A 23,658-nucleotide genomic window follows, 5' to 3' on the forward strand; every position below is an offset into this window, starting at 1 on the left:
GTCGCGGTAATGTGCCCACTGTCTCACCTGATTTTCTCCAAGGAACTGGAATATGCTGCGTCGCCGCATGCTGATCATGTTGGGTGTTGTTCTGCTGATCGTGCTGGTCCTGGCCGGATATAAAGCCTTCTCCATCTACACGATGATTCAAGGTTTCTCCGCGCCAAAACCACCGATCAGCGTTGCCGTGGCCAAGGCAACCGAACGGCCATGGCAGGCACGCCTGCCCACCATCGGCACGCTCAAGGCACTGCAAGGCGTGGACCTGAGCCTGGAGACCGATGGCACTGTTGTGGATCTGCAGTTCGAATCAGGGCAGAAGGTCAAGGCCGGCCAACTGCTCCTGCGGCTCGACAGCGCCGTGGAAAGCGCTCTGCTTGAAACCGCCCAGGCCGACCTTGGGCTGGCTCAGGTCGATTACGGTCGCGGTAGCCAACTGGTAGGCAGCCAGGCCATTTCCAAAGGTGAATTCGACCGCCTCTCGGCGGTACTGAAAAAGAGCAAGGCCACGGTCAACCAACTCAGGGCTGCACTCGGCAAAAAAAGCATCCTCGCCCCCTTCAGCGGCACCATCGGCATTCGTCAGGTGGACGTCGGCGACTACGTGGCCACAGGCACCATGATCGCCACCCTGCAGGACCTCAGCAGTCTGTATGTCGATTTCTTCGTTCCCGAACAGTCGGTACCGAAGATCGCCGTCGGTCAACCGGTGCAGCTCATTGTCGCGGCGTTCCCCACAGAAGATTTCCCCGGCACCATCAGTGCAATCAACCCCAAAGTCGAGAACAGCACGCGCAACGTGCAGGTCCGGGCCACCCTGGCCAACCCCGATGGCAAGCTGCTGCCGGGGATGTTCGCCAGCCTGCAGGTCATATTGCCCGACCCGCAGCCACGCATCGTCGTACCGGAAAGCGCGATCACCTACACGCTCTATGGCAACTCGGTCTATGTCGCCACCCAGAAAAAAGCCGAAGACGGCAGCGTGGAGGAGGACGACAAGGGGCAACCGATCCTGATTGCCGAGCGGCGCTTTGTCGAAACCGGCGAACGGCGCGATGCAATGGTGATCATCACCAAAGGCGTGCAGAACGGTGAAACGATTGTCACGGCTGGCCAGATCAAACTCGACAATGGCGCGCGCATCGCCATCAGCGATGACAAGACCCTGGCCGAAAAGAACAGTCAGCCTCGCGCTGACTGATCAAGGAACCCCCAATGGCTTTTACTGATCCGTTCATCCGCCGCCCGGTGCTCGCCACCGTGGTCAGCCTGCTGATCGTGCTGCTGGGCTTCCAGGCCTGGAGCAAGTTGCCGCTACGTCAATATCCGCAAATGGAAAACGCCCTGATCACGGTGACCACGGCGTACCCCGGGGCCAACGCCGAAACCATCCAGGGCTATATCACCCAGCCGATGCAGCAAAGCCTGGCCAGCGCCGAGGGTATCGACTACATGACCTCGGTCAGTCGCCAGAACTTTTCGGTGATCTCGATCTACGCGCGCATCGGTGCCAACAGCGACCGACTGTTCACCGAACTGCTGGCCAAGGCCAACGAGGTGAAGAACCAATTGCCCCAGGACGCTGAAGACCCGGTCCTGAGCAAGGAAGCCGCCGATGCCTCGGCGCTGATGTACATCAGCTTTTTCAGCAAGGAGTTGAGCAACCCGCAGATCACCGACTACCTGTCACGGGTGATCCAGCCGAAACTGGCAACCCTGCCCGGTATGGCCGAAGCCGAGATTCTCGGCAACCAGGTGTTCGCCATGCGCCTGTGGCTTGACCCGGTGAAACTCGCCGGTTTCGGTCTGACGGCCAGCGACGTGACCAACGCCGTGCGCCAGTACAACTTCCTGTCCGCCGCTGGCGAGGTGAAGGGCGAGTACGTGGTCACCAGCATCAACGCCAGCACCGAGCTGAAATCCGCCGAAGCCTTTTCTGCGATTGCGCTCAAGGTCGATGGCGACAGTCGCGTACTGCTGCGCGATGTCGCCCGGGTCGAGATGGGCGCCGAAAACTACGACACCATCAGTTCCTTTGGCGGTACGCCCTCGGTGTATATCGGCATCAAGGCCACGCCCGGTGCCAACCCGCTGGATGTGATCAAGGAAGTGCGCAAGATCATGCCGGATCTTGAAGCCCAGTTGCCGCCGAACCTCAAGGGTGAAATTGCCTACGACGCCACGCTGTTCATTCAGGCCTCTATCGATGAAGTGGTGAAAACCCTGTTCGAAGCGGTCCTGATCGTGATCGTCGTGGTGTTCCTGTTTCTCGGTGCACTGCGCTCGGTGGTGATCCCGGTGGTCACCATTCCGTTGTCGATGATCGGCGTGATGTTCTTCATGCAGATGATGGGTTACTCGATCAACCTGCTGACGCTGTTGGCGATGGTGCTGGCCATCGGCCTGGTGGTGGACGATGCCATCGTCGTGGTGGAGAACATCCACCGCCATATCGAAGAAGGCAAGACACCGCGGGACGCTGCTATAGAGGGTGCCCGGGAAATCGCCATGCCGGTGGTTTCAATGACCATCACTCTCGCGGCGGTGTATGCGCCGATCGGCTTCCTGACGGGGCTGACCGGCGCATTGTTCAAGGAGTTTGCCCTGACCCTGGCCGGCGCCGTAGTGATCTCCGGCATCGTCGCCCTGACCCTGTCACCGATGATGTGCGCCTTTCTATTGCGTCACGATGAAAACCCCAGCGGCCTGGCCCATCGCCTCGACCTGATTTTCGAAAGCCTCAAGCGCCGCTATCAGAGCATGCTCCACGGAACGCTCAATACCCGGCCCGTGGTGCTGGTGTTCGCGGTCATTGTTTTGTGCCTGATTCCGGTGTTGCTCAAGTTCACCAAATCGGAACTGGCACCGGACGAGGACCAAGGCATCATTTTCATGATCGCCAACGCCCCGCAACCGACCAACCTCGATTACCTGAACACCTACACCGACGAATTCATTTCGATCTTCAAGGCGTTCCCCGAGTATTACTCTTCCTTCCAGATCAATGGATTCAACGGAGTGCAATCGGGTATCGGCGGGTTTCTGCTCAAACCGTGGAACGAGCGCAGCCGGACGCAGATGCAGATACTGCCCGAGGTTCAGGCCAAGCTCGAAAGCATTCCCGGCTTGCAGATTTTCGGTTTCAACCTGCCCTCGCTGCCAGGCACTGGCGAAGGGCTGCCTTTCCAGTTCGTCATCAACACCGCCAACGACTACGAGCTGCTGTTGCAGGTGGTCGACCGGGTGAAAAAGCGCGCCATGGAGTCCGGCAAGTTCGCATTCGTCGATGTCGACCTGGCCTTCGACAAGCCGGAAGTCGTGGTGGACATCGATCGTGCCAAGGCTGCCCAGATGGGTGTGTCGATGCAGGATCTGGGTGGAACACTGGCGACTTTGCTTGGTGAAGCGGAGATCAACCGTTTCACCATCGAGGGGCGCAGCTACAAAGTCATCGCTCAGGTCGAGCGACCGTTTCGGGACAATCCCGACTGGCTGAACAACTATTACGTGAAAAACACCCAGGGCGAGCTGCTGGCCCTGTCGACCCTGATCACCGTGACCGACCGTGCGCGACCGCGGCAGTTGAACCAGTTCCAGCAACTCAACTCGGCGATCCTGTCCGGTGTGCCGCTGGTCAGCATGGGCGAGGCTATCGACGTTGTGCGGCAAATCGCCCGCGAAGAGGCGCCGGTGGGCTTTGCCATCGACTATGCCGGTGCCTCGCGGCAATACGTACAGGAAGGCAGCGCGTTATGGGTGACCTTTGCCCTGGCACTGGCAATCATTTTCCTGGTGCTGGCTGCACAGTTCGAAAGCTTCCGTGACCCACTGGTGATTCTGGTGACAGTGCCACTGTCGATCTGCGGTGCCTTGATCCCGTTGTTCCTTGGCTGGTCGAGCATGAACATCTACACCCAGGTCGGATTGGTGACGCTGATCGGGTTGATCAGCAAGCACGGAATCCTGATCGTCGAATTCGCCAACCAATTGCGCAAGGACAAGGGCCTGTCGCCACGCGAGGCCGTGGAGGAAGCAGCGGCCATTCGCCTGCGCCCGGTATTGATGACCACTGCCGCCATGGTATTTGGCATGGTGCCCTTGATCATCGCCACCGGCGCGGGGGCGGTGAGCCGTTTCGACATCGGAACGGTGATCGCCACAGGCATGTCGATCGGGACGCTGTTTACCTTGTTCGTGTTGCCATGCGTATATACGTTGCTGGCCAAAGACGATAAACCCTGACACCGCTCCCCCATTGGATAAGCGTCATGGACGAGACACCGGAAAATAAAAGGCCTCGCATTTGCGAGGCCTTTTATTTGGGCTTCAAACTTTTCAACTTTGCGGCCTCAATCCTTGAGAAAGTCCGAACATGAACAGCAACAAATCATGGTCGGGCTGTGTAGCCACGGAGGTCTTGGCGACTCGTGGCAAAGGGCAATGATCGCCATTCGCTGAGCTGAGAACTTGAGTGCGTGGCTGCTCCCAGGCAGCCACCGCGAGCGAAGCGACTGCCAAGGCTCCTATCAAAAACAAACCTCGCGCAACTTCGAGTTTCATTGCTATAAACCCTTGATAGCGCTGCCAAACGCCGTCTCATAAAAGTAGACCAGTTTCTTCCAGTCAGTTGAGCTGAACGACGAGTGGCGGCGCAGTTGCTTCATGTCGTGGGCAGCCGCCTGATGTGAAGTCAGACGCTGGCGGCACTTCTCCAGATCAATCAAAGCCACCTCGACCCTGGACGCCTCGCCTTCGCCGGTCACCCGCACGAATACGTGTTTGATATAGAGGCAGCTATGCTGCCAACGCCCTTTGTGCATGCGGGCCAGGTTTTCTGCCAAGGCCTGCAACACGCGATCATGTACGGCTTCACCGTGACGCTCGCGGCCGCCGTCGGCGTACCAATGTTCAATTTCCTGGAAACCATCCAGTGACTTTGTTACCAGTAAGGCGCGCCATTTGTGCACGGGGTCGCGCTGTGCGCCGCAGAATACAATTTGCGGAACAAGAACCCCGAGCGAGCCAACGCCGATGAGTGCATCGCGCTCACGCAGCACTGTCGGCCGGCCAAACGGGTGCAGCAAGCTGCGATAGATATGCCCGGTCTGGCGTTTGAAGTAGAGCAGTTGATCATCACTGCCCTTGACGCGCTGCACACCACTTTCTCCACCGCGGCGAACATTGGGCTCTTCTACCCATTCACCGCGCTGATTCCAGAAATAGTCGAAACGGTCCTGGGAGCCATCATCCGATCCTGCTGCTACCTGCACTGCCATCCTGTTACCTCTTGCGTAATACGTAAACTCGCCACATGGCATAGAGCGGTAAAAAGTCCAGACGTTCCTGAATTCGGAAACCCGCTTGTTCAAATTCCTGTTCGACCGTAGCAGCAGGTAACACAAATCGGTTTTGGTAACCTTGCTGATTGCGGGTCCGTTCCAGGCGCTTGCGTTTCCAGGCCTTGAAATTGCCATCTACCCACAGTGAAAGAATGACGCTATCACGGGTGACGCGCTCGAATTCGCGCAAAATTGCCAGTCGATGCTCGGCCTCACCGATGTGATGGAGCAATCGCATGCAGAAAATGCTGTCGACGGCGTTATCAGGCAAGGCAATGTCGAATGCAGAAGTGTGCAAGGGTTGTACCCGTTTCACCACATCGGCCGGTTGCGCTTGAGTAGCTATCTTCAGCATCGACTCCGAATTGTCGGCGCCGATGATCACGCGGTTGGGTTTCTCCGCCAGCAATGGCCAGAAACGTCCAGCGCCGCAGGGCAGGTCGAGGACCAGACCAGGCTCACCGACCGCAGTCAGCGCCTTGCGAGCCAATTGCTCATCCCGCCAATGGGATAATTTACGACTCAGTCCATCCTGATGTTTTTGCAAATACTGTTGTGCGTGCTGGTCGTCGTATTTTTCGGAAAAATCCAGTTTGATCGGGCCGGCCATATCGAGCTCTCCTGTACTTCTGATGGCACCCACATTAGGTAGCACCGTGTCAGCGTCAGGTCATGCCTTTGTGAAAAAAATGTCATGTAAAACCCCTAATCGTTTCGAGGTTTTACAAAACACGGGCCGCTCTCCATTGCTTGTCGCCGACGGTCAGCTTGCTGGAGTGGGGTGCAACTGCACCTGAAAACGACAGCCATTGGGCTCCATGTTGGTCAGGCTGACGCTCCAGCCCTGGTTTTCACAGATCCGCTGCACCAGTGACAGCCCCAAGCCCAGGCCCTCACCGCGCTTTTCACTGCCGCGCACGAACGGTTCGAACATCGCTTCACGCTTCTCTTCGGGAATGCCCACGCCACTGTCCTCGACGACAAAACCGCTGGTCGTCAGGGTCAATCGGATAAACCCTTGTTCAGTGTAGTGCAGCGCGTTACGCAGCAAGTTACCCATCACCGCATTCAGCAGCGTGGCGTTGTATCGAATGCTCTGTGGCTGACCCGGTTCAAAAATCAGCGTCAAGCCTTTGGCCTCAATGGGCGCGCGCCACTGCCCGATCAAGCCGTCGGCGACGCCAGTGAGCGTCTGCTGCGGGGACATGCTCGTGTCTTCGCGCTGGGCCCGGGCCAGCATCAGGAAGGTTTGTACCAGTTCACGCATTTCTTCACAGGCGCGGGAGATGCGCTCGACCTGCGCGCGACCGCGCTGATCGATGCCAGGGTTCTCGAGCAACAACTCGCAGGAACTGGCCAGAACCATCAACGGCGTACGCAACTCGTGGCTGACATCGCTGGTGAACAGTCGCTCCCGCGTCAGTGCCTGACGCAGACGCCCCAGGGTCGCATCGAATGCCACAGCCAGCTCCCCCACTTCATCGGCCGCGTAGTCCGGTGCCAGCGGCGGTGCCAGACCGAGCAACTGATCGCGGTGCCGGACCTGTCGGGCCAGCCGGACAACAGGCGCCATCACCTTGCGCGCCAGAACCCAGCCAAGGAAAACCGCCAGCGCCAGGCTGAGCACAAAGCCAACGAGAACAACGGCGAACAGCACCCGTTCACGCTCTTCGAAATCGCTTTGGTCCTGCAGCAGCACATAACGCCGCCCGTCGACGATTTCGACCATCGCGTGGTACGACAGGTGTTCGCGAAACACCTCGTGAAAACCGGAGTCCAGATGTCGCAAATCCTTGGGCAAATCGAAATCGCCCGGTCCTCCGCTGAAATAGAACAACTGATCCGGCTCGGGCCGATGGCTCCAGTCCGAGACACTGTCCATGAGCAGAAGGCGCTGCAAATCGCCACCCAATCCGGCAGAAATCAACTTCTCTTCCACCAGATGCACGGTGGCGACAATGCCCATTGCGAAGGCACCCGCGACCAACGCACTCATCAGTGCGAAGGCAATGATGATGCGCTGGGCAAGGCTCTGCTTAAACTCCATCGCGGCCCTCGGCCAGGCGATAACCGACACCGTGCACGGTATGCAGCAACGGTTTGGCGAACGGTTTGTCGATCACCTGACGCAACTGATGGACATGGCTGCGCAGGCTGTCACTGTCCGGGCAGTCATCGCCCCATAACGCTTCTTCAAGAATTTCCCGGCGCAGCACATGCGGACTTTTCTGCATCAATACTGCGAGCAACTTGAGGCCCACCGGGTTGAGCTTGAGCAGCCGCCCTTCGCGGGTAACTTCCAGCGTGTCCAGATCGTAGCTCAAGTCGCCGACTTGCAAGGTACGACGGCCACCGCCCTGGGTACGCCGCATGACCGCTTCGATCCGTGCCGCCAGTTCCGAAAGTGCGAAAGGTTTGATCAGGTAATCGTCGGCGCCAGACTTGAAGCCTTGCAGCCGGTCGTCGAGTTGGTCGCGTGCGGTCAACATGATGACTGGGGTGTCGCGCCGGGCATCTTCGCGCAGGCGCTTGCACAAGGTGTAGCCGTCGATGCCAGGCAGCATGATGTCGAGCACGATCAAGTCGTAATGCTCGGTGGCGGCCAGGTGCAGGCCCGACAGACCGTCCTGTGCACAGTCGACGGTATAGCCTTTGAGCCCCAGGTAATCGGCCAGATTGGCGAGGATATCGCGATTGTCTTCAACCAATAAAATTCGCATGGGCACCTTCTCCGTACACAGTTACGGCCGTCTTGGCCCGCGCAGCTTAAGGCCAAGTGTGGCTCACGGCTAGGACTGCGTGCAGTCTCGACCTCACAAAACGGCCGATTCGGGGCTCAACGTTTTTTTCACTATCGATTCACGGGCTGACGACAGAAACGGGCTCAAACTCCGCGCGGCTGCGCACTCAAGAACATTTCACTGACCCGGGAATTTTCATGGTTTCGATTTCTGCACGCCCCGCTTCTCGCCCGCTCAATCTCTGGGTATACCTGGGCATTCCCGCTGTTGCGGCGATGACTCTGGTGCTCCTCGAACTGACAAACCTGGACATGGCCCTGGCCAAGCTGTTTTACGACCCGGTTGCCGGGGCGTTCATCGGGCGCCACAGTTACTTCCTCGAGACCGTACTGCATGACCGCGCCAAGCAAGTGGTCATTGCGTTTTCGGTACTGGCCATACTCGGTTTCATTGGTTCGTTTTTCATGGACAAACTCAAACCGTACAAACGGGAACTGGGTTGTCTGGTGCTATCCCTGGGCTTGGCGACCTCGTTTGTCACGCCGATGAAAGCAGTGACGGCGGTGCAATGCCCGTGGAGCCTGGAACAGTTCGGCGGCCATGAAACCTACAGTGAACTACTCAGCCCTCGGCCGCAGACCGACAAGCCAGGGCGCTGCTGGCCGGGTGGCCATGCGGCCACCGGGTTCACGCTGTTCGCGCTGTTTTTCGTGTTGCGTGATCGTCGCCCGCGACTGGCCCGGGTGGCGTTCGTCTTTGCCTTCGCCCTGGGTTCGGTGTTTTCCATCGGGCGAATGATGCAGGGGGCGCACTTCTTTTCGCACAACGTGTGGACGGCAGTGTTCTGCTGGCTGATTTGTCTGGGGTCGTATTACTGGATTCTGTATCGACCGGCGTTGAAGGCTCAGGGGCCGGTCAACGCGGAGCTAGTCAGCACCTGAATTGACGCCTGCGCGGGCAAGCCTCGCTCCTACAGGTCCAATGAGTAACCGTAGGAGCGAGGCTTGCCCGCGAAGAGGTTGTCAACCGCAACACATTTTTCTGGGGCAACAAAAAACCCCGCCGGCTTTCGCAGGCGGGGTTTTTAGTACAGGGGTACGGCTGGCTTACATCATGCCGCCCATGCCGCCCATACCGCCCATGTCTGGCATACCGCCGCCAGCACCGCCGTCTTTCTTCGGTGCATCAGCAACAGCGGCTTCGGTGGTCAGGATCAGACCGCCGATCGAAGCTGCAGCTTGCAGAGCCGAACGGGTAACCTTGGTTGGGTCCAGGATGCCCATTTCGATCATGTCGCCGTATTCGCCAGTCGCAGCGTTGTAGCCGAAGCTGCCTTCGCCGTTCTTGACCTTGTCGACCACTACGCTCGGCTCGTCGCCGGAGTTGGCAACGATCTGGCGCAGCGGCGCTTCAACAGCGCGACGCAGTACAGCGATACCCACGTCCTGATCGGCGTTGTCGCCTTTCAGTTCGGTCAGTGCTTCCAGAGCACGGATCAGGGCCACGCCACCGCCAGGTACCACGCCTTCTTCAACGGCTGCACGGGTAGCGTGCAGGGCGTCTTCAACGCGGGCTTTCTTCTCTTTCATTTCAACTTCGGAACCAGCGCCAACCTTGATCACTGCAACGCCGCCGGACAGCTTGGCCAGACGCTCTTGCAGTTTTTCACGGTCGTAGTCCGAGGACGTTTCGGCAACCTGGGCACGGATCTGGTTGATGCGCGCTTCGATGTCGCCTTGTACGCCAGCACCGTCAACGATGATGGTGTTTTCCTTGGACAGGGTCACGCGCTTGGCGTTACCCAGGTGCTCCAGGGTGGTGCTTTCCAGGCTCAGGCCGATCTCTTCGGAGATAACGGTACCGCCGGTCAGAACGGCGATGTCCTGCAGCATGGCCTTGCGACGGTCGCCGAAGCCTGGAGCCTTGACGGCTGCGACTTTGACGATGCCACGCATGTTGTTCACAACCAGAGTCGCCAGGGCTTCGCCTTCAACGTCTTCGGCCACGATCAGCAGCGGACGGCCGGCTTTGGCAACGGCTTCCAGCACTGGCAGCATTTCGCGGATGTTCGAGATCTTTTTGTCGACCAGCAGGATCAGCGGGCCGTCCAGCTCAGCGACCATGGTCTCTGGCTTGTTGACGAAGTACGGGGACAGGTAGCCACGGTCGAACTGCATGCCTTCTACAACCGACAGTTCGTTTTCCAGGCCCGAGCCTTCTTCAACGGTGATCACGCCTTCTTTACCGACTTTTTCCATGGCTTCGGCAATGATGTCGCCGATGGAGTTGTCGGAGTTGGCGGAGATGGTGCCTACCTGAGCGATAGCCTTGGTGTCAGCGCATGGCTTGGACAGGGCCTTCAGCTCTTTGACGATCGCGATGGTCGCTTTGTCGATACCGCGCTTCAGATCCATCGGGTTCATGCCGGCAGCGACGGCTTTCAGGCCTTCGTTGACGATCGACTGAGCCAGAACGGTGGCGGTGGTGGTGCCGTCGCCTGCGTCATCGTTGGCACGGGAGGCAACGTCTTTGACCAGCTGCGCGCCCATGTTCTCGAAACGGTCTTCCAGTTCGATTTCTTTGGCTACGGAAACGCCGTCCTTGGTGATGGTCGGAGCGCCGAAGCTCTTCTCGATGATCACGTTACGGCCTTTCGGGCCCAGGGTCGCTTTTACTGCGTCAGCCAGGACGTTGACACCGGTGAGCATTTTCTTGCGGGCGGAATCGCCGAATTTAACTTCTTTAGCAGCCATGATCGATATTCCTTAAATACTTTGTAGTAGCGGGAAAATGAGCGGGGAATCAGCCTTCGACAACAGCGAGGATTTCGTTCTCGCTCATTACCAGCAGGTCTTCGCCGTCGACTTTCACAGTGTTGCTGCCGGAGTAAGGACCGAACACAACCTTGTCGCCCACTTTCACGGACAGTGCACGCACTTCACCGTTATCCAGTACGCGGCCGGTGCCGACAGCGAGGATCTCGCCGCTGTTGGCTTTTTCAGCAGCCGAGCCTGGCAGGACGATACCGCCAGCGGTTTTCTTTTCTTCTTCGCTGCGACGGATGACGACGCGGTCATGCAGAGGACGAAGCTTCATTGTCGATCTCTCCTAATTGTGGTTTTCATCGGCCGGTGTAGTCCCGGCGGGTTTAACAAAGTCCGGCGGTGCCGGGTGCGGTTCGTCGAGCGAACCGCGGAAGTCTGACTGGCGTGATCGCCAGAAACCTTGCGGTGACCGTTACATAAGGGCGTACAAGCTGATTACAAGGGCCGGCAGCGAAAAATTTTCATGTCGATGCCCCGCAAACGATCACGGCACCCGAAGGTGCCGTGTCGATAGATTGAATTACTTGGTATCGCGGTGTTCGAACTCGCCTTCGATCACGTTGGGCTCACGGCCCAGCGGTTCGCGTGGTGCGGGGCCGCCACGGGCCTGCAGGTCATCGGCGAAGGCGCGTTGGCGAATCGCCTGTTCCTCGGCGCGCTGGCGCATTTTATTGGCCAGCAGACGACGACTGATCGGCAACAGCATGATCAGGCCGATCACATCGCTGATGAAGCCGGGCAGGATCAACAGGCCACCGGCCAGCGCCAGCATCAGACCTTCGAGCATGGTCTGGGCCGGCAGCTCACCGCGGTTCAGGCTTTCACGGGCACGCAGTGCGGTGGCCAGGCCGGCAATGCGCAGCACAAAAACACCGAACATCGAACCGAGTATTACCAGCAGCAGGGCCGGGAAAAACCCGATCGCCCCTGCCACCTTGACGAATACGAACAGCTCCAACACCGGGAACAGCAGAAAGAGCAACAAAAAAGGGCGCATCAAATGGTTCCTCAACGCAAGAATGCCTTGCCAGTTCACCTTAGATGACGTCGCCGTTTCGTGAATTCAAGCGTCGGCCACTTCATTTTTCGGCCAATGCTCAGCGTGGGCCAGGAAAACCAAGGCTTCGCGAACTTGTGTCGGCGTATTACATGGTGCCTGGAACGGTAGCCAGTAGAGGCTTTGACCGATGCGCAGGTGCATGCCTTCGCTGTCGATGCCGACCATTTGCGCCGGGGAAGTCTTTGGCAAACCGGCCAGTTCCACGTAATGGGCAATCGCTTTGGCGTGATCGGCGTTCATGTGCTCGACCATGCTGATTTCAGCCTTGCCGGCAAACGGGTTGGCCAGCGTCAGCTCATTGACCCAGTGGATCGCACCGAATCCACCGATGTAGCGATGACGGACCGGCGTCAGTACCCAGAAATCAAAATCATGGGCGGTGTGGTAGCTCTGCGATTCCGGAAAGTAGCGGTAATAGCGCTCGGCAGCGGCGTCAATGGCCGCGGCGTCTTCCAGCTGTCGGGCTTCGGCCAGGTAAGTCAGTCGACCGACGGCCTGTACATCTTCAGCGCCGCGTTCACCGACGAACAATGAACATTTCGGATCTTTTTGCAGATTGTGCGTGTGCTGCGCGATACGGCTGATCAGGATCAACGGTCGGCCATGCTCATCCAGGCAATACGGAACCACTGAGCCGAACGGAAAACCGGGCATTGCTTTGGAGTGCGTCGAGAGCACTCCACGGTATTCCTTGAGAAGCAATTCTCGTGCATGCTTAGCCGCTTCAACGCTCAATTTATGACTCCTTATATAGAATCCGTCAAAAAAACGGACGGGCTGCGCTGGAAAGTCCCAGCACGCCATCGGGCAATTCTCATGTGCAGCCAAGCCAGGTCAGGCGCAGATCGAGAGGCTATCTAGCAAGGAAACCACTCAGACCTGCTACCGGGGCATGCGAATGCAACTCACTGACAAAGTAATCATTATCACGGGCGGTTGCCAGGGTTTAGGCCGTTCCATGGCCGAGTATTTCGCCGGCAAGGGCGCGAAGCTGGCATTGGTCGACCTGAACCAGGAAAAACTCGATGACGCGGTCGCCGCCTGCAAAGCCAAAGGCGTCGAAGCTCGCGCTTACTTGTGCAATGTGGCCAACGAAGAACAAGTCACGCACATGGTTGCCCAGGTCGCCGAAGACTTCGGTGCGATCCATGGCCTGATCAACAACGCCGGCATCCTGCGCGACGGCCTGCTGCTCAAGGTCAAGGACGGTGAAATGACCAAAATGAGCCTGGCGCAGTGGCAGGCAGTGATCGACGTCAACCTGACCGGTGTATTCCTGTGCACCCGTGAAGTTGCGGCGAAAATGGTTGAGCTGAACAACAATGGCGCGATTATCAATATCTCGTCGATTTCCCGCGCTGGCAACATCGGCCAGACCAACTACTCTGCCGCCAAGGCCGGCGTCGCTGCGGCCACCGTGACCTGGGCCAAGGAACTGGCGCGCTACGGCATTCGCGTGGCCGGCATTGCACCGGGCTTCATCGAAACCGAAATGACTTTGGGCATGAAGCCTGAAGCGCTGGAGAAGATGACTGCCGGGATTCCGCTCAAGCGCATGGGCAAGCCGGAAGAAATCGCCCATTCCGCGGCGTACATTTTCGAGAACGACTACTACACCGGGCGGATTCTGGAGATGGATGGCGGGTTGCGGATCTAAGCCCAGTCATGAAAAACACTGTGGGAGCCAGCCTGCTGGCGATTGCGGTGGTTCAGCCAACATGGTTGGTGAATCTGAATCCGCTATCGCCAGCAGGCTGGCTCCCACAGTTGATTGTGTTTCAGGCCATCAATCGTCGCTGATGCTGATGTTCGGCATCGCTGGCGTCAACGCTTCCTGCAACACGATCCGCGCACCGACGTGGCGGGCCAGTTCCTGATAAACCAGTGCTATCGGACTGTCCGGCTCGGCGATCACTGTTGGCTTGCCACCATCGGCCTGTTCGCGGATGGCCATCGCCAGCGGCAACGAAGCCAGCAGTTCGACGCCGTACTGATTGGCCAGTTTCACCCCGCCGCCCTCACCGAACAGATGCTCGGCATGCCCACAGTTCGAGCAGATGTGCACGGCCATGTTTTCCACCACGCCCAGCACCGGAATGTTGACCTTGCGGAACATTTCGACGCCCTTGCGAGCGTCCAGCAATGCCAGGTCCTGCGGGGTGGTGACGATGACGGCGCCGGCCACCGGGACTTTCTGCGCCAGGGTCAGCTGGATGTCGCCGGTGCCTGGCGGCATGTCGATGACCAGGTAATCCAGATCGCCCCAGGCAGTCTGGGTGACCAGTTGCAGCAAGGCACCGGAAACCATCGGTCCGCGCCAGACCATTGGCGTGTTGTCGTCGGTGAGGAAGGCCATGGACATCACTTCGACGCCGTGGGACTGGATCGGCACGAACCACTTCTGATCTTTGATCTGCGGGCGGGTGCCTTCGGCGATGCCGAACATGATGCCCTGGCTTGGACCGTAGATGTCGGCGTCGAGAATCCCGACTTTGGCGCCTTCGCGAGCGAGGGCCAGTGCCAGATTGGCCGCGGTGGTGGATTTGCCCACGCCACCCTTGCCTGACGCCACGGCCACGACGTTTTTCACGTTCGCCAGCCCCGGAACCTGTGCCTGAGCCTTGTGTGCGGCAATCACGCTGGTGATGTCGACTTTTGCACTCGACACGCCATCGAGGCCTTGAATAGCCATTTCCAGCATCTGCGCCCAGCCACTCTTGAACAGACCGGCGGCGTAACCCAATTCGAGCTGGACGCTGACGCGGTCGCCCTGAATGTCGATGTTGCGCACGCACCCGGCGCTGACCGGGTCCTGGTTCAGATAAGGGTCGGTGTATTGGCGAAGGACGGCTTCCACCGCTGCGCGATTGACGGCGCTCATGGGCAACTCCGATAACAAGGCTGGAAAATCAGGCAGGTATCCTAACCGTTCTAGCTCAAGGACGGCATGCCCACTGATGATTTGTGGCAAACACATCCCTGCGGGGAGGGAGCTATTTGTGGCAAACACTTCCCTGTGGCGAGGGAGCTTGCTCCCGCTCGGCTGCGCAGCAGTCGCAATCGGATGGACGCGATCCTCCTGACAGCGCCGTGTAGCAGGGTCCGGGGCGGCTTCGCCACCCAGCGGGAGCAAGCTCCCTCGCCACAACAGCCCTTTCCTGCCCAAACTGCCTGCTCACAGGTTTGAGCATCAGCTCAAGGACGGCACGCCCACTGATGATTTGTGGCAAACACATCCCTGTGGGGAGGAAGCTATTTGTGGCAAACACATCCCTGCGGGGAGGGAGCTATTTGTGGCAAACACATCCCTGTGGCGAGGGAGCTTGCTCCCGCTCGGCTGCGCAGCAGGCGCGATCAGGTTGACGCGATCCTCCTGACAGCGCCGTGTTGCAGGGTTCGGGGCGGCTTCGCCACCCAGCGGGAGCAAGCTCCCTCGCCACAACAGCACTTTCTTCTTCAAACTGCCTGTACTCGGGTTTGAGCATCAGCTCAAGGACGGCATGCCCACTGATGATTTGTGGCAAACACACCCCTGTGGGGAGGGAGCTATTTGTGCCTGTGGCGAGGGAGCTTGCTCCCGTTCGGCTGCGCAGCAGTCGCAATCAGGTTGACGCGATCCTCCTGACAGCGCCGTGTAGCAGGGTTCGGGGCGGCTTCGCCCCCCAGCGGGAGCAAGCTCCCTCGCCACAACAGCCCTTTCTTCTTCAAACTGCCCGGACTCGGGTTTGAGCATCCGATGCAACCGGATACAGGTGCACAGGGTGAAAATTATGCGCTGGCGCTTTATAGTGGCCGACCTCCGTTTCATCAAGTAGCCGAGCCCCATGTCCGAGCCACGCAAGATCCTCGTCACCAGCGCCCTGCCCTATGCCAATGGTTCGATCCACCTTGGCCATATGCTGGAATACATCCAGACCGATATGTGGGTGCGCTTCCAGAAGCACCGCGGCAACCAATGCATTTATGTCTGCGCTGACGACGCCCACGGTTCGGCGATCATGCTGCGCGCAGAAAAAGAAGGCATCACCCCGGAACAACTGATCGCCAATGTCCAGGCTGAACACAGCGCCGACTTTGCCGACTTCCTGGTGGACTTCGACAACTTCCACTCCACTCACGCCGAAGAAAACCGTGAGCTGTCGAGCCAGATCTACCTCAAGCTGCGCGACGCCGGGCACATTGCCCAACGCTCGATCACGCAGTACTTCGACCCGGAAAAGAAAATGTTCCTGGCCGATCGCTTCATCAAGGGCACCTGCCCGAAATGCGGCACTGAAGACCAGTACGGCGACAACTGCGAAAAATGCGGCGCCACCTACGCGCCCACCGACCTGAAGGATCCGAAGTCGGCGATCTCTGGCGCCACGCCGGTGCTCAAGGACTCCCAGCACTTCTTCTTCAAGCTGCCGGACTTCCAGGAAATGCTGCAAGCCTGGACCCGCAGCGGCACCCTGCAAGACGCCGTGGCGAACAAGATTGCCGAATGGCTGGATGCCGGCCTGCAGCAGTGGGACATTTCCCGCGATGCGCCGTATTTCGGTTTTGAAATCCCGGGCGAGCCGGGCAAGTACTTCTATGTGTGGCTGGACGCGCCAATCGGCTACATGGCGAGCTTCAAGAACCTGTGCAACCGCACGCCGGAGCTGGACTTCGATGCGTTCTGGGGCAAGGACTCCACCGCCGAGCTGTACCACTTCATCGGCAAGGACATCGTCAACTTCCACGCCCTGTTCTGGCCAGCCATGCTCGAAGGCGCCGGCTACCGCAAGCCGACCGGCATCAACGTGCACGGCTACCTGACCGTCAACGGCCAGAAAATGTCCAAGTCCCGCGGCACCTTCATCAAGGCCCGGACCTACCTGGATCACCTGTCGCCGGAATACCTGCGCTACTACTACGCGGCCAAACTGGGCCGTGGCGTCGACGACCTCGACCTGAACCTCGAAGACTTCGTGCAGAAGGTCAACTCCGACCTGGTCGGCAAAGTCGTCAACATCGCCAGCCGTTGCGCCGGTTTTATCCACAAGGGCAATGCCGGCCTGATGGTCGACACCAACGCTGCGCCAGAGTTGACCGAAGCCTTCCTGGCCGCCGCGCCAAGCATCGCCGACGCCTATGAAGCCCGCGATTTCGCCCGCGCCATGCGCGAGATCATGGGCCTGGCCGATCGTGCCAACGCCTGGATTGCCGACAAGGCACCGTGGTCGCTGAACAAACAGGAAGGCAAACAGGATGAAGTCCAGGCGATCTGCGCCACCGGCGTCAATCTGTTCCGCCAACTGGTGATCTTCCTCAAGCCTGTGCTGCCGTTGCTGGCCGCCGATGCCGAGGCGTTCCTCAACGTCGCACCGCTGACCTGGAACGACCACGCAACCTTGCTCGCCAACCATCAGTTGAACGAGTTCAAGCCGTTGATGACCCGGATCGACCCGGTGAAAGTGCAAGCCATGACCGACGCTTCGAAAGAAGACCTGACCGCCAGCCAGACCGACACCGGCGAAGCCGCACCTGCCGGCAACGGCGAACTGGCCAAAGACCCGCTGTCGCCGGAAATCGACTTCGACACCTTCGCCGCAGTCGATCTGCGCGTGGCGCTGATCGTCAAGGCCGAACACGTGGAAGGCGCCGACAAGCTGTTGCGCCTGACCCTTGATATCGGTGACGAGCAACGCAACGTGTTCTCCGGGATCAAGAGTGCCTACCCGGATCCGTCCAAGCTCGATGGTCGCCTGACCATGATGATCGCCAACCTCAAGCCACGGAAAATGAAGTTCGGCATCTCCGAAGGCATGGTGATGGCGGCCGGCCCTGGCGGTGAAGAAATCTACCTGCTCAGCCCGGACAGTGGCGCCAAGCCAGGTCAGCGCATCAAGTAGATTTTGCGCTGAATCGATCCCACAGTCGTGCCTGGCGCGGCTGTGGGATTTTCATGTCTGGCCCATACTATCCATCAGGTGTGGCTTCACCTACAGGGTTATCCGGCAGCGGATATGGACAATCATGACCGATACGCTTTTGACGCTCTTCAGTGCAGCCTTGATCAACAACCTCGTGTTGCACTGGCCGCTGGGCGTCGATCCGCTGTTGGGCAGCAAGCGCCGGCAGGTCCATGCGCTCGGCATCGCGACGACATGCCTGATGTTGATGGCAGGCGTAGTCGGCTATGCACTGTACCGCTGGCTACTGGTGCCACTGGATCTGGCAACCCTGCGCCTGTTCGTCTTTCTGCCACTGAGCGTCCTGCTGATCGACCCCCTGCTCAAACTGCTTGCGCGGTTGTTGCCCAAGCTTTCGTTCGAAGGCCTGTGGTTGCTACTGGCAGGCAATGCCGGCGTCCTGGGAGTGACACTGTTCAATGTTCAGGACGACAACGGTCTTTTCCATGCCACGGCATTGAGCCTGGGATGCGGTCTGGGTTTCTGGCTGGTGCTGAGTCTTTTCAACGATTTGCGCCAGCGCACACTCGATAACGATGTTCCACTGCCCTTTCGCGGCTTGCCGATCGACCTGATCGGTGCCGGCTTGATAGCAGTGGCTTTTCTCGGATTCAGCGGACTGATCAAAACATGAGTCTGATTCAACGCATCGACGCCCTCCTGCCGCAAACTCAATGCGGCAAGTGCGGCCACCCAGGATGCAAACCTTACGCCGAGGGCATCGCCGCCGGCGAGCCGATCAACAAGTGCCCCCCGGGTGGCAGCGAAACCATCAATGCCCTGGCCCAACTGCTGAACGTGCCGGTATTGGAACTGGACGTCAGCCGAGGTTCAGCCCCGGCGCAGATCGCCTACATTCGCGAAGCCGAATGCATTGGCTGCACCAAGTGCATCCAGGCCTGCCCCGTCGATGCCATCGTCGGCGCGGCAAAACTGATGCACACGGTGATCATCGACGAATGCACCGGTTGCGATCTCTGCGTGGCGCCATGCCCGGTCGATTGCATCGAGATGCGTCCCCTGCCGATGGAGACCGTTGTGCCGATTGTCGGTGGTCTGGCATTCAGTCTTGACGATCAACGAGCCCGTGCCGAGAAGCGCAGTCATGCACGACGCCGGTTCGAACAGCGCAACGCCCGTTTGCAACGCGAAGAACAACAGAAGGCAGCCGAGCGCCAGGCTCGCTTGCAGCGAACGCCGCAGCCCGTTGAAGCCGCACTCGATCCAGTGCAAGCCGCCCTTGAACGCGTCCGCGCGCAGAAAGCGGCGAATGCCGATGCGGCGCTGAAAAAAGCCAAGATCGACGTCGCGATGAGCCGGGCACAATTGCACAAGTCGCTGAAGGCTTTCGGCCATCCGCCCACCTTTGAACAGCAGTCGCAACTCGTCGTCCTGCAGCAGCAGTTCGAAGCAGCCGAACGTACGTTGACGCAACTGGAAAGCGATGCGCCGCCGGTTGCTGTGCCGCGTCCGGCAGCGGCGACAAACGATGCCGAGTTGAAACGGGCAAAAATCCAGCTGGCCATGCGCCGCGCCGAACTTAAAAAAGCCCAGACCAGCGAAGCCTCCGCCGAACAGATCGAAGCCCTGCAGCGTGCCCTCAACGAGGCCGAACGCCAGGTGGAAACCTATGCCGCCTCTTGAGTCAGTTGATGATCGCTTGCAGCAGGCCATGAAACTGGTGCTGCTGGCCACCCTGCCCGGAGCACTGATGATGTTCTGGCTGTACGGTTGGGGCGTGTTGATCAATCTGATGTTGGCCGGCATCGCTGCATTGTCGGTCGAAGCGGCCATGTTGCACCTGCGCAAGCGACCACTCGGGGCCAGCTTGAGCGACGGCAGCGCGTTGGTCAGCGCAACCCTGTTGGCGTTGGCCCTGCCACCCTATTGTCCGTGGTGGCTGACCGTCAGTGCCGCCGCGTTCGCGATGGTATTGGGCAAGCACTTGTATGGCGGTGTCGGATCGAACCCGTTCAATCCGGCGATGCTGGGTGTTGCTCTGGTGCTGGTGACATTCCCGCAACAGATGACCCATTGGCCGTCATCCCACGGCATGGACCTGTCGAGTGCTTTACAACAGGTGTTTGGCTTTGGACAGGTACCGGATGCGTGGGTCCGGGCCACGGCACTGGACAGTCTGCGGATCAACAAAAGCCTGACAATGGACGAACTGTTTTCGGCGAACCCGGCGTTTGGTCACTTCGGCGGCCGCGGCGTGGAATGGGTGAACCTGGCATTCCTCGCCGGCGGCGCATTTTTGCTGCAACGTAAAGTGTTCAGTTGGCATGCGCCGGTCGGGATGCTGGCAAGTCTGTTCGTCATCAGTCTGTTGTGCTGGAACGGCTCGGGCTCTGACTCCCACGGTTCACCGCTGTTTCACCTGCTCACCGGTGCAACCATGTTGGGGGCATTCTTCATCGTTACGGAACCGGTATCTGGCGCCAAAAGCCCCATAGCCCGCCTGTTGTTTGGCGCCGGGGTCGGGCTGTTGACGTACCTGATTCGTACCTGGGGCGGCTACCCGGACGGCGTCGCCTTCGCCGTGCTTTTGATGAACCTCTGCGTTCCGGCGCTGGAGAGGTTTGCAGTCGCTCGTCAGGAGCAGAGCGCATCATGAATCGTGCGTCGAGCGTTGCGATCCTGGTTTTACTGGGCGCGTTTGGCATAGGCCTGAGTTATCTCGCGCAGCTCAACAGTGCGCCGCGCATCGCCGCCGAGCAGCGCTTGATCGACAGTCGCAACCTGCTGGATCTGCTACCCCCTGCCAGCTACGACAATCAGCCGCTGGAACAGCCGCTCACACTCCAGGACACCGCGTTGGGCAACAGTACCCTTATGGCCGGGTACCGAGCGACCAAGGCCGGTCAACCGTACGCTGTGTTGCTGCGCAGCCAGACCCTGGGTTACGCGGGCGCTATCGACCTGCTGATTGCCATTGACGCCAACGCAAGGCTGATCGGCGTCAAAACACTCAAACAAGCGGAAACCCCGGGGCTCGGCGCACGAATCGCCGACTGGCCCAACACCTGGCTCCAATCGTTTACCGGCAAGTCTCGTTTTGATCCTGACGACAAGGGCTGGGCCTTGAAAAAGGATCTCGGGCAGTTCGATCAATTGGCGGGGGCGACCATTACCTCACGAGCAGTGATCAACGCCACCCACGACGCGCTGCGTTATTTTGATGAGCATCGGCAACAACTGCTCGGGAGCGCCGGCCATGAGTAAAACATCGTTGCTGCCGTGCTCATTGATGCTCGCACCGCTCATTGGCGTCACCGGCTCACTGGCGAGCGCATTGGGCCTGTGGTTGATGTTCGTTGTCGTGATCAGCGCGTTTGGCCTTGGCATGAACATCTTGCGACCACGCTTGCTCCCGGCAACGCATTTGTGGGCAAGCGTGCTGCTTTCGGCCACGCTCACCAGTTGCGCGGAACTCGGCGCACAAGTCTGGTCGCTGCAATGGCATCATCAAATAGGGATCTATGCGGCGCTGCTTGCTTTGCAATGTGTCGTGCTGGAACACAACGGATTCTTTCAGAGCACCTGGCGAGACCGCCTGCGCCTGTATGGGCTGTTCGGCGCCCTGATGGTCGGCCTCGGACTGCTGCGCGAATTCATTGGTTACGGGACACTGGGTCATCACTTGTCGTGGTTGGTCGCTGCAACGCACGCGCAATGGCAAGGCTGGGGACTGACCACCGACGGTGGCTTACGCCTGGCTACGCTGGCTCCAGGCGGTTTTATTCTCCTGGGTCTGCTGATCGCCGCATGGCAAGCCTGGCATCGCCCGACACCTTCACACTGACGCCCTCGAGGACACGCACTGCCCATGAATGCTGCAAAACGTCTGGAAATATTCCGCAGGCTGCATGAAGACAACCCGGAACCAAAGACCGAACTGGCCTACTCCTCACCGTTCGAATTGCTGATCGCCGTTATTCTTTCGGCGCAATCGACCGACGTTGGAGTCAACAAGGCGACGGCAAAACTGTTTCCGGTCGCCAACACCCCTGCGGCTATTCATGCGTTGGGCGTTGAAGGACTGTCCGAATACATCAAGACTATCGGCCTGTTCAACAGCAAGGCAAAAAACGTCATCGAGACTTGTCGGTTGCTGGTCGAGCGCCATGCAGGTGAAGTGCCGCAGACCCGAGAGGAACTGGAAGCCCTGCCCGGAGTTGGCCGCAAGACTGCCAACGTCGTGCTCAATACCGCATTCCGGCAGCTGACCATGGCGGTGGACACCCACATTTTCCGGGTCAGCAACCGCACCGGCATTGCACCTGGCAAGAATGTCGTCGAGGTCGAGCACAAATTGATGAAGTTCGTGCCCAAACAGTACCTGCTCGACTCACATCACTGGTTGATCCTGCATGGGCGCTATGTATGCCTGGCCCGCAAGCCGCGTTGTGGCAGTTGTCGTATCGAAGACCTGTGTGAATACAAGCACAAGACCTCGGACGATTGAGGCTCTATTAGAATTACTGATTCATCGATTGAAAAAATCTTTTTTACCCGCCAGGAGATTGTCGATATAAGGAGCCCCAAAGGCCTTCTTAGCCTGGAGTAACTACATGAGCACTGGCAAAGAGCAATTGGACGTAGAAGACGACTTCATCCCCGTTGAGGCTGACGATGCCGAGCCGGTGGTGGAAGTAGCCAAAACCAACCTGAGCAAACGCCGCACCATCGACAATCTGCTGGAGGAGCGCCGACTGCAAAAGCAATTGGCCGATTACGATTTTGACTTATGACATCTAAAAGCCTCCCGAAACGGAGGCTTTTTGCTAAATGCTGAACCGTGACAAGTGCCCGCTTATCCGGTGTCGTCAACGCTGCGCAATCAGACAAGCCCATTGCGCTGAGCCAGCTCGATCAGGTCGACCAGAGAGCGCGCATTAAGCTTCAACAACAACCGCGTCTTGTAGGTACTGACGGTTTTGTTGCTGAGAAACATCCCATCGGCAATCTCCTTGTTGGTCTTGCCCCGAGCCAGCTGTTGTAGAACCATCATTTCCCGCCCCGACAGGCGATCCACCATATCGGCTTCGCTGGCGTTGCCCAAACTGGCACGCACGGTGTGCAATGCTTGATTGGGGAAGTAACTGTAACCGGACAGAACAGCCTTTATTGCACTGAGCAACTCCGTCAGGTCCTGTTGCTTGCAAACATATCCGGCAGCACCGGATTGCATGCATCGCATGGAGAAATGCCCAGGTGCCTGTGAAGTCAATATCAATACTTTCATCGGTAAGGCTGCCGAACTCAATCGTGCGATAACTTCCAGGCCATCGAGTTTTGGTATTCCAATATCCAGAATGACAATGTCCGGCATTTGTTCACGGGCAAGTTGTAATGCATCCACACCATTGTCTGTTTCAGCAACGACTTCGTAGCCATGACGTTCCATCAGCATACGTACCGCAAGACGAATGACGGGATGATCATCCACGATCAGCACTTTATTCATGGGCAAGTCCAATTTCGCTGTTCGAATTTTTAGAGCCCGCACAATAGCCTAGTCGTTTCCCCCATGGCATGCCGCGCCCCCCGGGCATCTACAGCGAAAGACATTCCCTACAAACATCGCGGATTAGTCTTACAAAAAACCCTCGAACTCCGCCTCTGGAAAACTGTATCCGCATTGTGCATGTGTTTTTTCAACGGTGGTTTTTTGTATCAATTCACAACAAACACAAACCTTTATCGACTCTATTTTTTTCCCGCCGAACACAATCTGCCCCTCCATCCCCCTCA

The 23,658-nt window shown here is 58.6% G+C and carries 23 protein-coding genes; 12 read left to right on the forward strand and 11 right to left on the reverse strand.

The annotated features are described in order from the left end of the window. The first annotated feature begins 52 nt into the window (after positions 1-52). Both D8U73_RS23690 and D8U73_RS23695 read left to right on the forward strand, forming a co-directional pair. On the forward strand, positions 53-1,201 hold the full coding sequence (locus D8U73_RS23690) for an efflux RND transporter periplasmic adaptor subunit (protein ID WP_130905935.1): 1,149 nt from the start codon (positions 53-55) through the stop codon (positions 1,199-1,201). 14 nt (positions 1,202-1,215) lie between these two features. After that, positions 1,216-4,242: a multidrug efflux RND transporter permease subunit gene (locus D8U73_RS23695; protein ID WP_130905936.1), complete on the forward strand. Its 3,027-nt coding sequence runs from the start codon at positions 1,216-1,218 to the stop codon at positions 4,240-4,242. 93 nt (positions 4,243-4,335) lie between these two features. Here D8U73_RS23695 and D8U73_RS23700 read toward each other — a convergent pair whose 3' ends face one another. From D8U73_RS23700 to colR, 5 genes are all read right to left on the reverse strand, one after another. Then, the gene (locus D8U73_RS23700) at positions 4,336-4,560 is read right to left on the reverse strand and encodes a hypothetical protein (RefSeq protein WP_082557526.1); all 225 of its coding nucleotides are present in this window, start codon (positions 4,558-4,560) and stop codon (positions 4,336-4,338) included. 2 nt (positions 4,561-4,562) lie between these two features. After that, the gene (locus D8U73_RS23705) at positions 4,563-5,276 is read right to left on the reverse strand and encodes a lipopolysaccharide kinase InaA family protein (protein ID WP_056852730.1); all 714 of its coding nucleotides are present in this window, start codon (positions 5,274-5,276) and stop codon (positions 4,563-4,565) included. A 4-nt stretch (positions 5,277-5,280) separates the two neighbouring features. After that, positions 5,281-5,949 carry a class I SAM-dependent methyltransferase gene (locus tag D8U73_RS23710; protein ID WP_056852731.1) on the reverse strand — a complete coding sequence of 223 codons (669 nt, stop codon included), beginning with the start codon at positions 5,947-5,949 and terminating at the stop codon, positions 5,281-5,283. 153 nt (positions 5,950-6,102) lie between these two features. Next, complete coding sequence (locus D8U73_RS23715; RefSeq protein WP_130905937.1) at positions 6,103-7,386, reverse strand: HAMP domain-containing sensor histidine kinase; 1,284 nt, start codon at positions 7,384-7,386, stop codon at positions 6,103-6,105. Continuing rightward, on the reverse strand, positions 7,376-8,059 hold the full coding sequence (colR, locus tag D8U73_RS23720; RefSeq protein ID WP_056852733.1) for a two-component system response regulator ColR: 684 nt from the start codon (positions 8,057-8,059) through the stop codon (positions 7,376-7,378). The genes D8U73_RS23715 and colR overlap by 11 nt, the downstream gene beginning before the upstream one ends. Positions 8,060-8,277: 218 nt before the next feature. Between colR and D8U73_RS23725 the strand changes: the two genes are divergently transcribed. Next, positions 8,278-9,021, forward strand: coding sequence for a phosphatase PAP2 family protein (locus tag D8U73_RS23725; protein ID WP_130905938.1), 744 nt, complete (start codon positions 8,278-8,280; stop codon positions 9,019-9,021). Positions 9,022-9,186: 165 nt separating this feature from the next. On the opposite strand, the gene groL is transcribed toward D8U73_RS23725, so the two are convergent. The 4 genes from groL to D8U73_RS23745 form a co-directional block, all read right to left on the reverse strand. Next, the gene (groL, locus tag D8U73_RS23730; RefSeq protein WP_056853585.1) at positions 9,187-10,833 is read right to left on the reverse strand and encodes a chaperonin GroEL; all 1,647 of its coding nucleotides are present in this window, start codon (positions 10,831-10,833) and stop codon (positions 9,187-9,189) included. 49 nt (positions 10,834-10,882) lie between these two features. Further along, positions 10,883-11,176, reverse strand: a complete 294-nt coding sequence (locus tag D8U73_RS23735; RefSeq protein WP_034149036.1) for a co-chaperone GroES — start codon at positions 11,174-11,176, stop codon at positions 10,883-10,885. 249 nt (positions 11,177-11,425) lie between these two features. After that, positions 11,426-11,902, reverse strand: coding sequence for an FxsA family protein (locus D8U73_RS23740; RefSeq protein ID WP_056853586.1), 477 nt, complete (start codon positions 11,900-11,902; stop codon positions 11,426-11,428). 66 nt (positions 11,903-11,968) lie between these two features. Beyond that, a complete protein-coding gene (locus D8U73_RS23745; protein ID WP_056853587.1) occupies positions 11,969-12,700 on the reverse strand; it encodes a HugZ family protein in 732 nt (243 codons plus the stop codon). 163 nt (positions 12,701-12,863) lie between these two features. On the opposite strand from D8U73_RS23745, the gene D8U73_RS23750 reads away from it, so the two are divergent. After that, positions 12,864-13,622, forward strand: coding sequence for an SDR family oxidoreductase (locus D8U73_RS23750; RefSeq protein WP_130905939.1), 759 nt, complete (start codon positions 12,864-12,866; stop codon positions 13,620-13,622). A 129-nt stretch (positions 13,623-13,751) separates the two neighbouring features. Here D8U73_RS23750 and apbC read toward each other — a convergent pair whose 3' ends face one another. Continuing rightward, positions 13,752-14,846 (reverse strand): iron-sulfur cluster carrier protein ApbC, encoded by a 1,095-nt coding sequence (gene apbC, locus D8U73_RS23755; protein WP_130905954.1) that lies wholly within the window; start codon positions 14,844-14,846, stop codon positions 13,752-13,754. Between the two features lie 943 nt (positions 14,847-15,789). Here apbC and metG point away from each other — a divergent pair. The 8 genes from metG (at position 15,790) to D8U73_RS23805 (ending at position 22,655) form a co-directional block, all read left to right on the forward strand. Then, positions 15,790-17,841, forward strand: a complete 2,052-nt coding sequence (gene metG, locus D8U73_RS23770; RefSeq protein ID WP_056853590.1) for a methionine--tRNA ligase — start codon at positions 15,790-15,792, stop codon at positions 17,839-17,841. Between the two features lie 124 nt (positions 17,842-17,965). Further along, positions 17,966-18,535 carry an Rnf-Nqr domain containing protein gene (locus tag D8U73_RS23775; RefSeq protein ID WP_130905940.1) on the forward strand — a complete coding sequence of 190 codons (570 nt, stop codon included), beginning with the start codon at positions 17,966-17,968 and terminating at the stop codon, positions 18,533-18,535. Then, positions 18,532-19,545, forward strand: coding sequence for an electron transport complex subunit RsxB (gene rsxB, locus D8U73_RS23780; protein ID WP_130905941.1), 1,014 nt, complete (start codon positions 18,532-18,534; stop codon positions 19,543-19,545). The genes D8U73_RS23775 and rsxB overlap by 4 nt, the downstream gene beginning before the upstream one ends. Next, the gene (locus D8U73_RS23785) at positions 19,532-20,518 is read left to right on the forward strand and encodes an RnfABCDGE type electron transport complex subunit D (RefSeq protein WP_130905942.1); all 987 of its coding nucleotides are present in this window, start codon (positions 19,532-19,534) and stop codon (positions 20,516-20,518) included. Before rsxB ends, D8U73_RS23785 begins: the two co-directional genes overlap by 14 nt. Next, positions 20,515-21,126, forward strand: a complete 612-nt coding sequence (locus D8U73_RS23790) for an RnfABCDGE type electron transport complex subunit G (RefSeq protein ID WP_130905943.1) — start codon at positions 20,515-20,517, stop codon at positions 21,124-21,126. Before D8U73_RS23785 ends, D8U73_RS23790 begins: the two co-directional genes overlap by 4 nt. Then, positions 21,119-21,706 (forward strand): Rnf-Nqr domain containing protein, encoded by a 588-nt coding sequence (locus tag D8U73_RS23795; RefSeq protein WP_056853595.1) that lies wholly within the window; start codon positions 21,119-21,121, stop codon positions 21,704-21,706. The genes D8U73_RS23790 and D8U73_RS23795 overlap by 8 nt, the downstream gene beginning before the upstream one ends. A gap of 24 nt (positions 21,707-21,730) precedes the next feature. Further along, positions 21,731-22,369, forward strand: a complete 639-nt coding sequence (gene nth / locus D8U73_RS23800; RefSeq protein WP_056853596.1) for an endonuclease III — start codon at positions 21,731-21,733, stop codon at positions 22,367-22,369. Between the two features lie 106 nt (positions 22,370-22,475). Continuing rightward, a complete protein-coding gene (locus D8U73_RS23805) occupies positions 22,476-22,655 on the forward strand; it encodes a hypothetical protein (RefSeq protein ID WP_056853597.1) in 180 nt (59 codons plus the stop codon). Positions 22,656-22,744: 89 nt separating this feature from the next. On the opposite strand, the gene D8U73_RS23810 is transcribed toward D8U73_RS23805, so the two are convergent. Further along, complete coding sequence (locus tag D8U73_RS23810; RefSeq protein WP_056853598.1) at positions 22,745-23,371, reverse strand: response regulator transcription factor; 627 nt, start codon at positions 23,369-23,371, stop codon at positions 22,745-22,747. Positions 23,372-23,658 lie beyond the last annotated feature (287 nt).

Origin of the sequence: Pseudomonas sp. Sample_22 (assembly GCF_004307635.1) — a bacterium.
Classification (GTDB): domain Bacteria; phylum Pseudomonadota; class Gammaproteobacteria; order Pseudomonadales; family Pseudomonadaceae; genus Aquipseudomonas.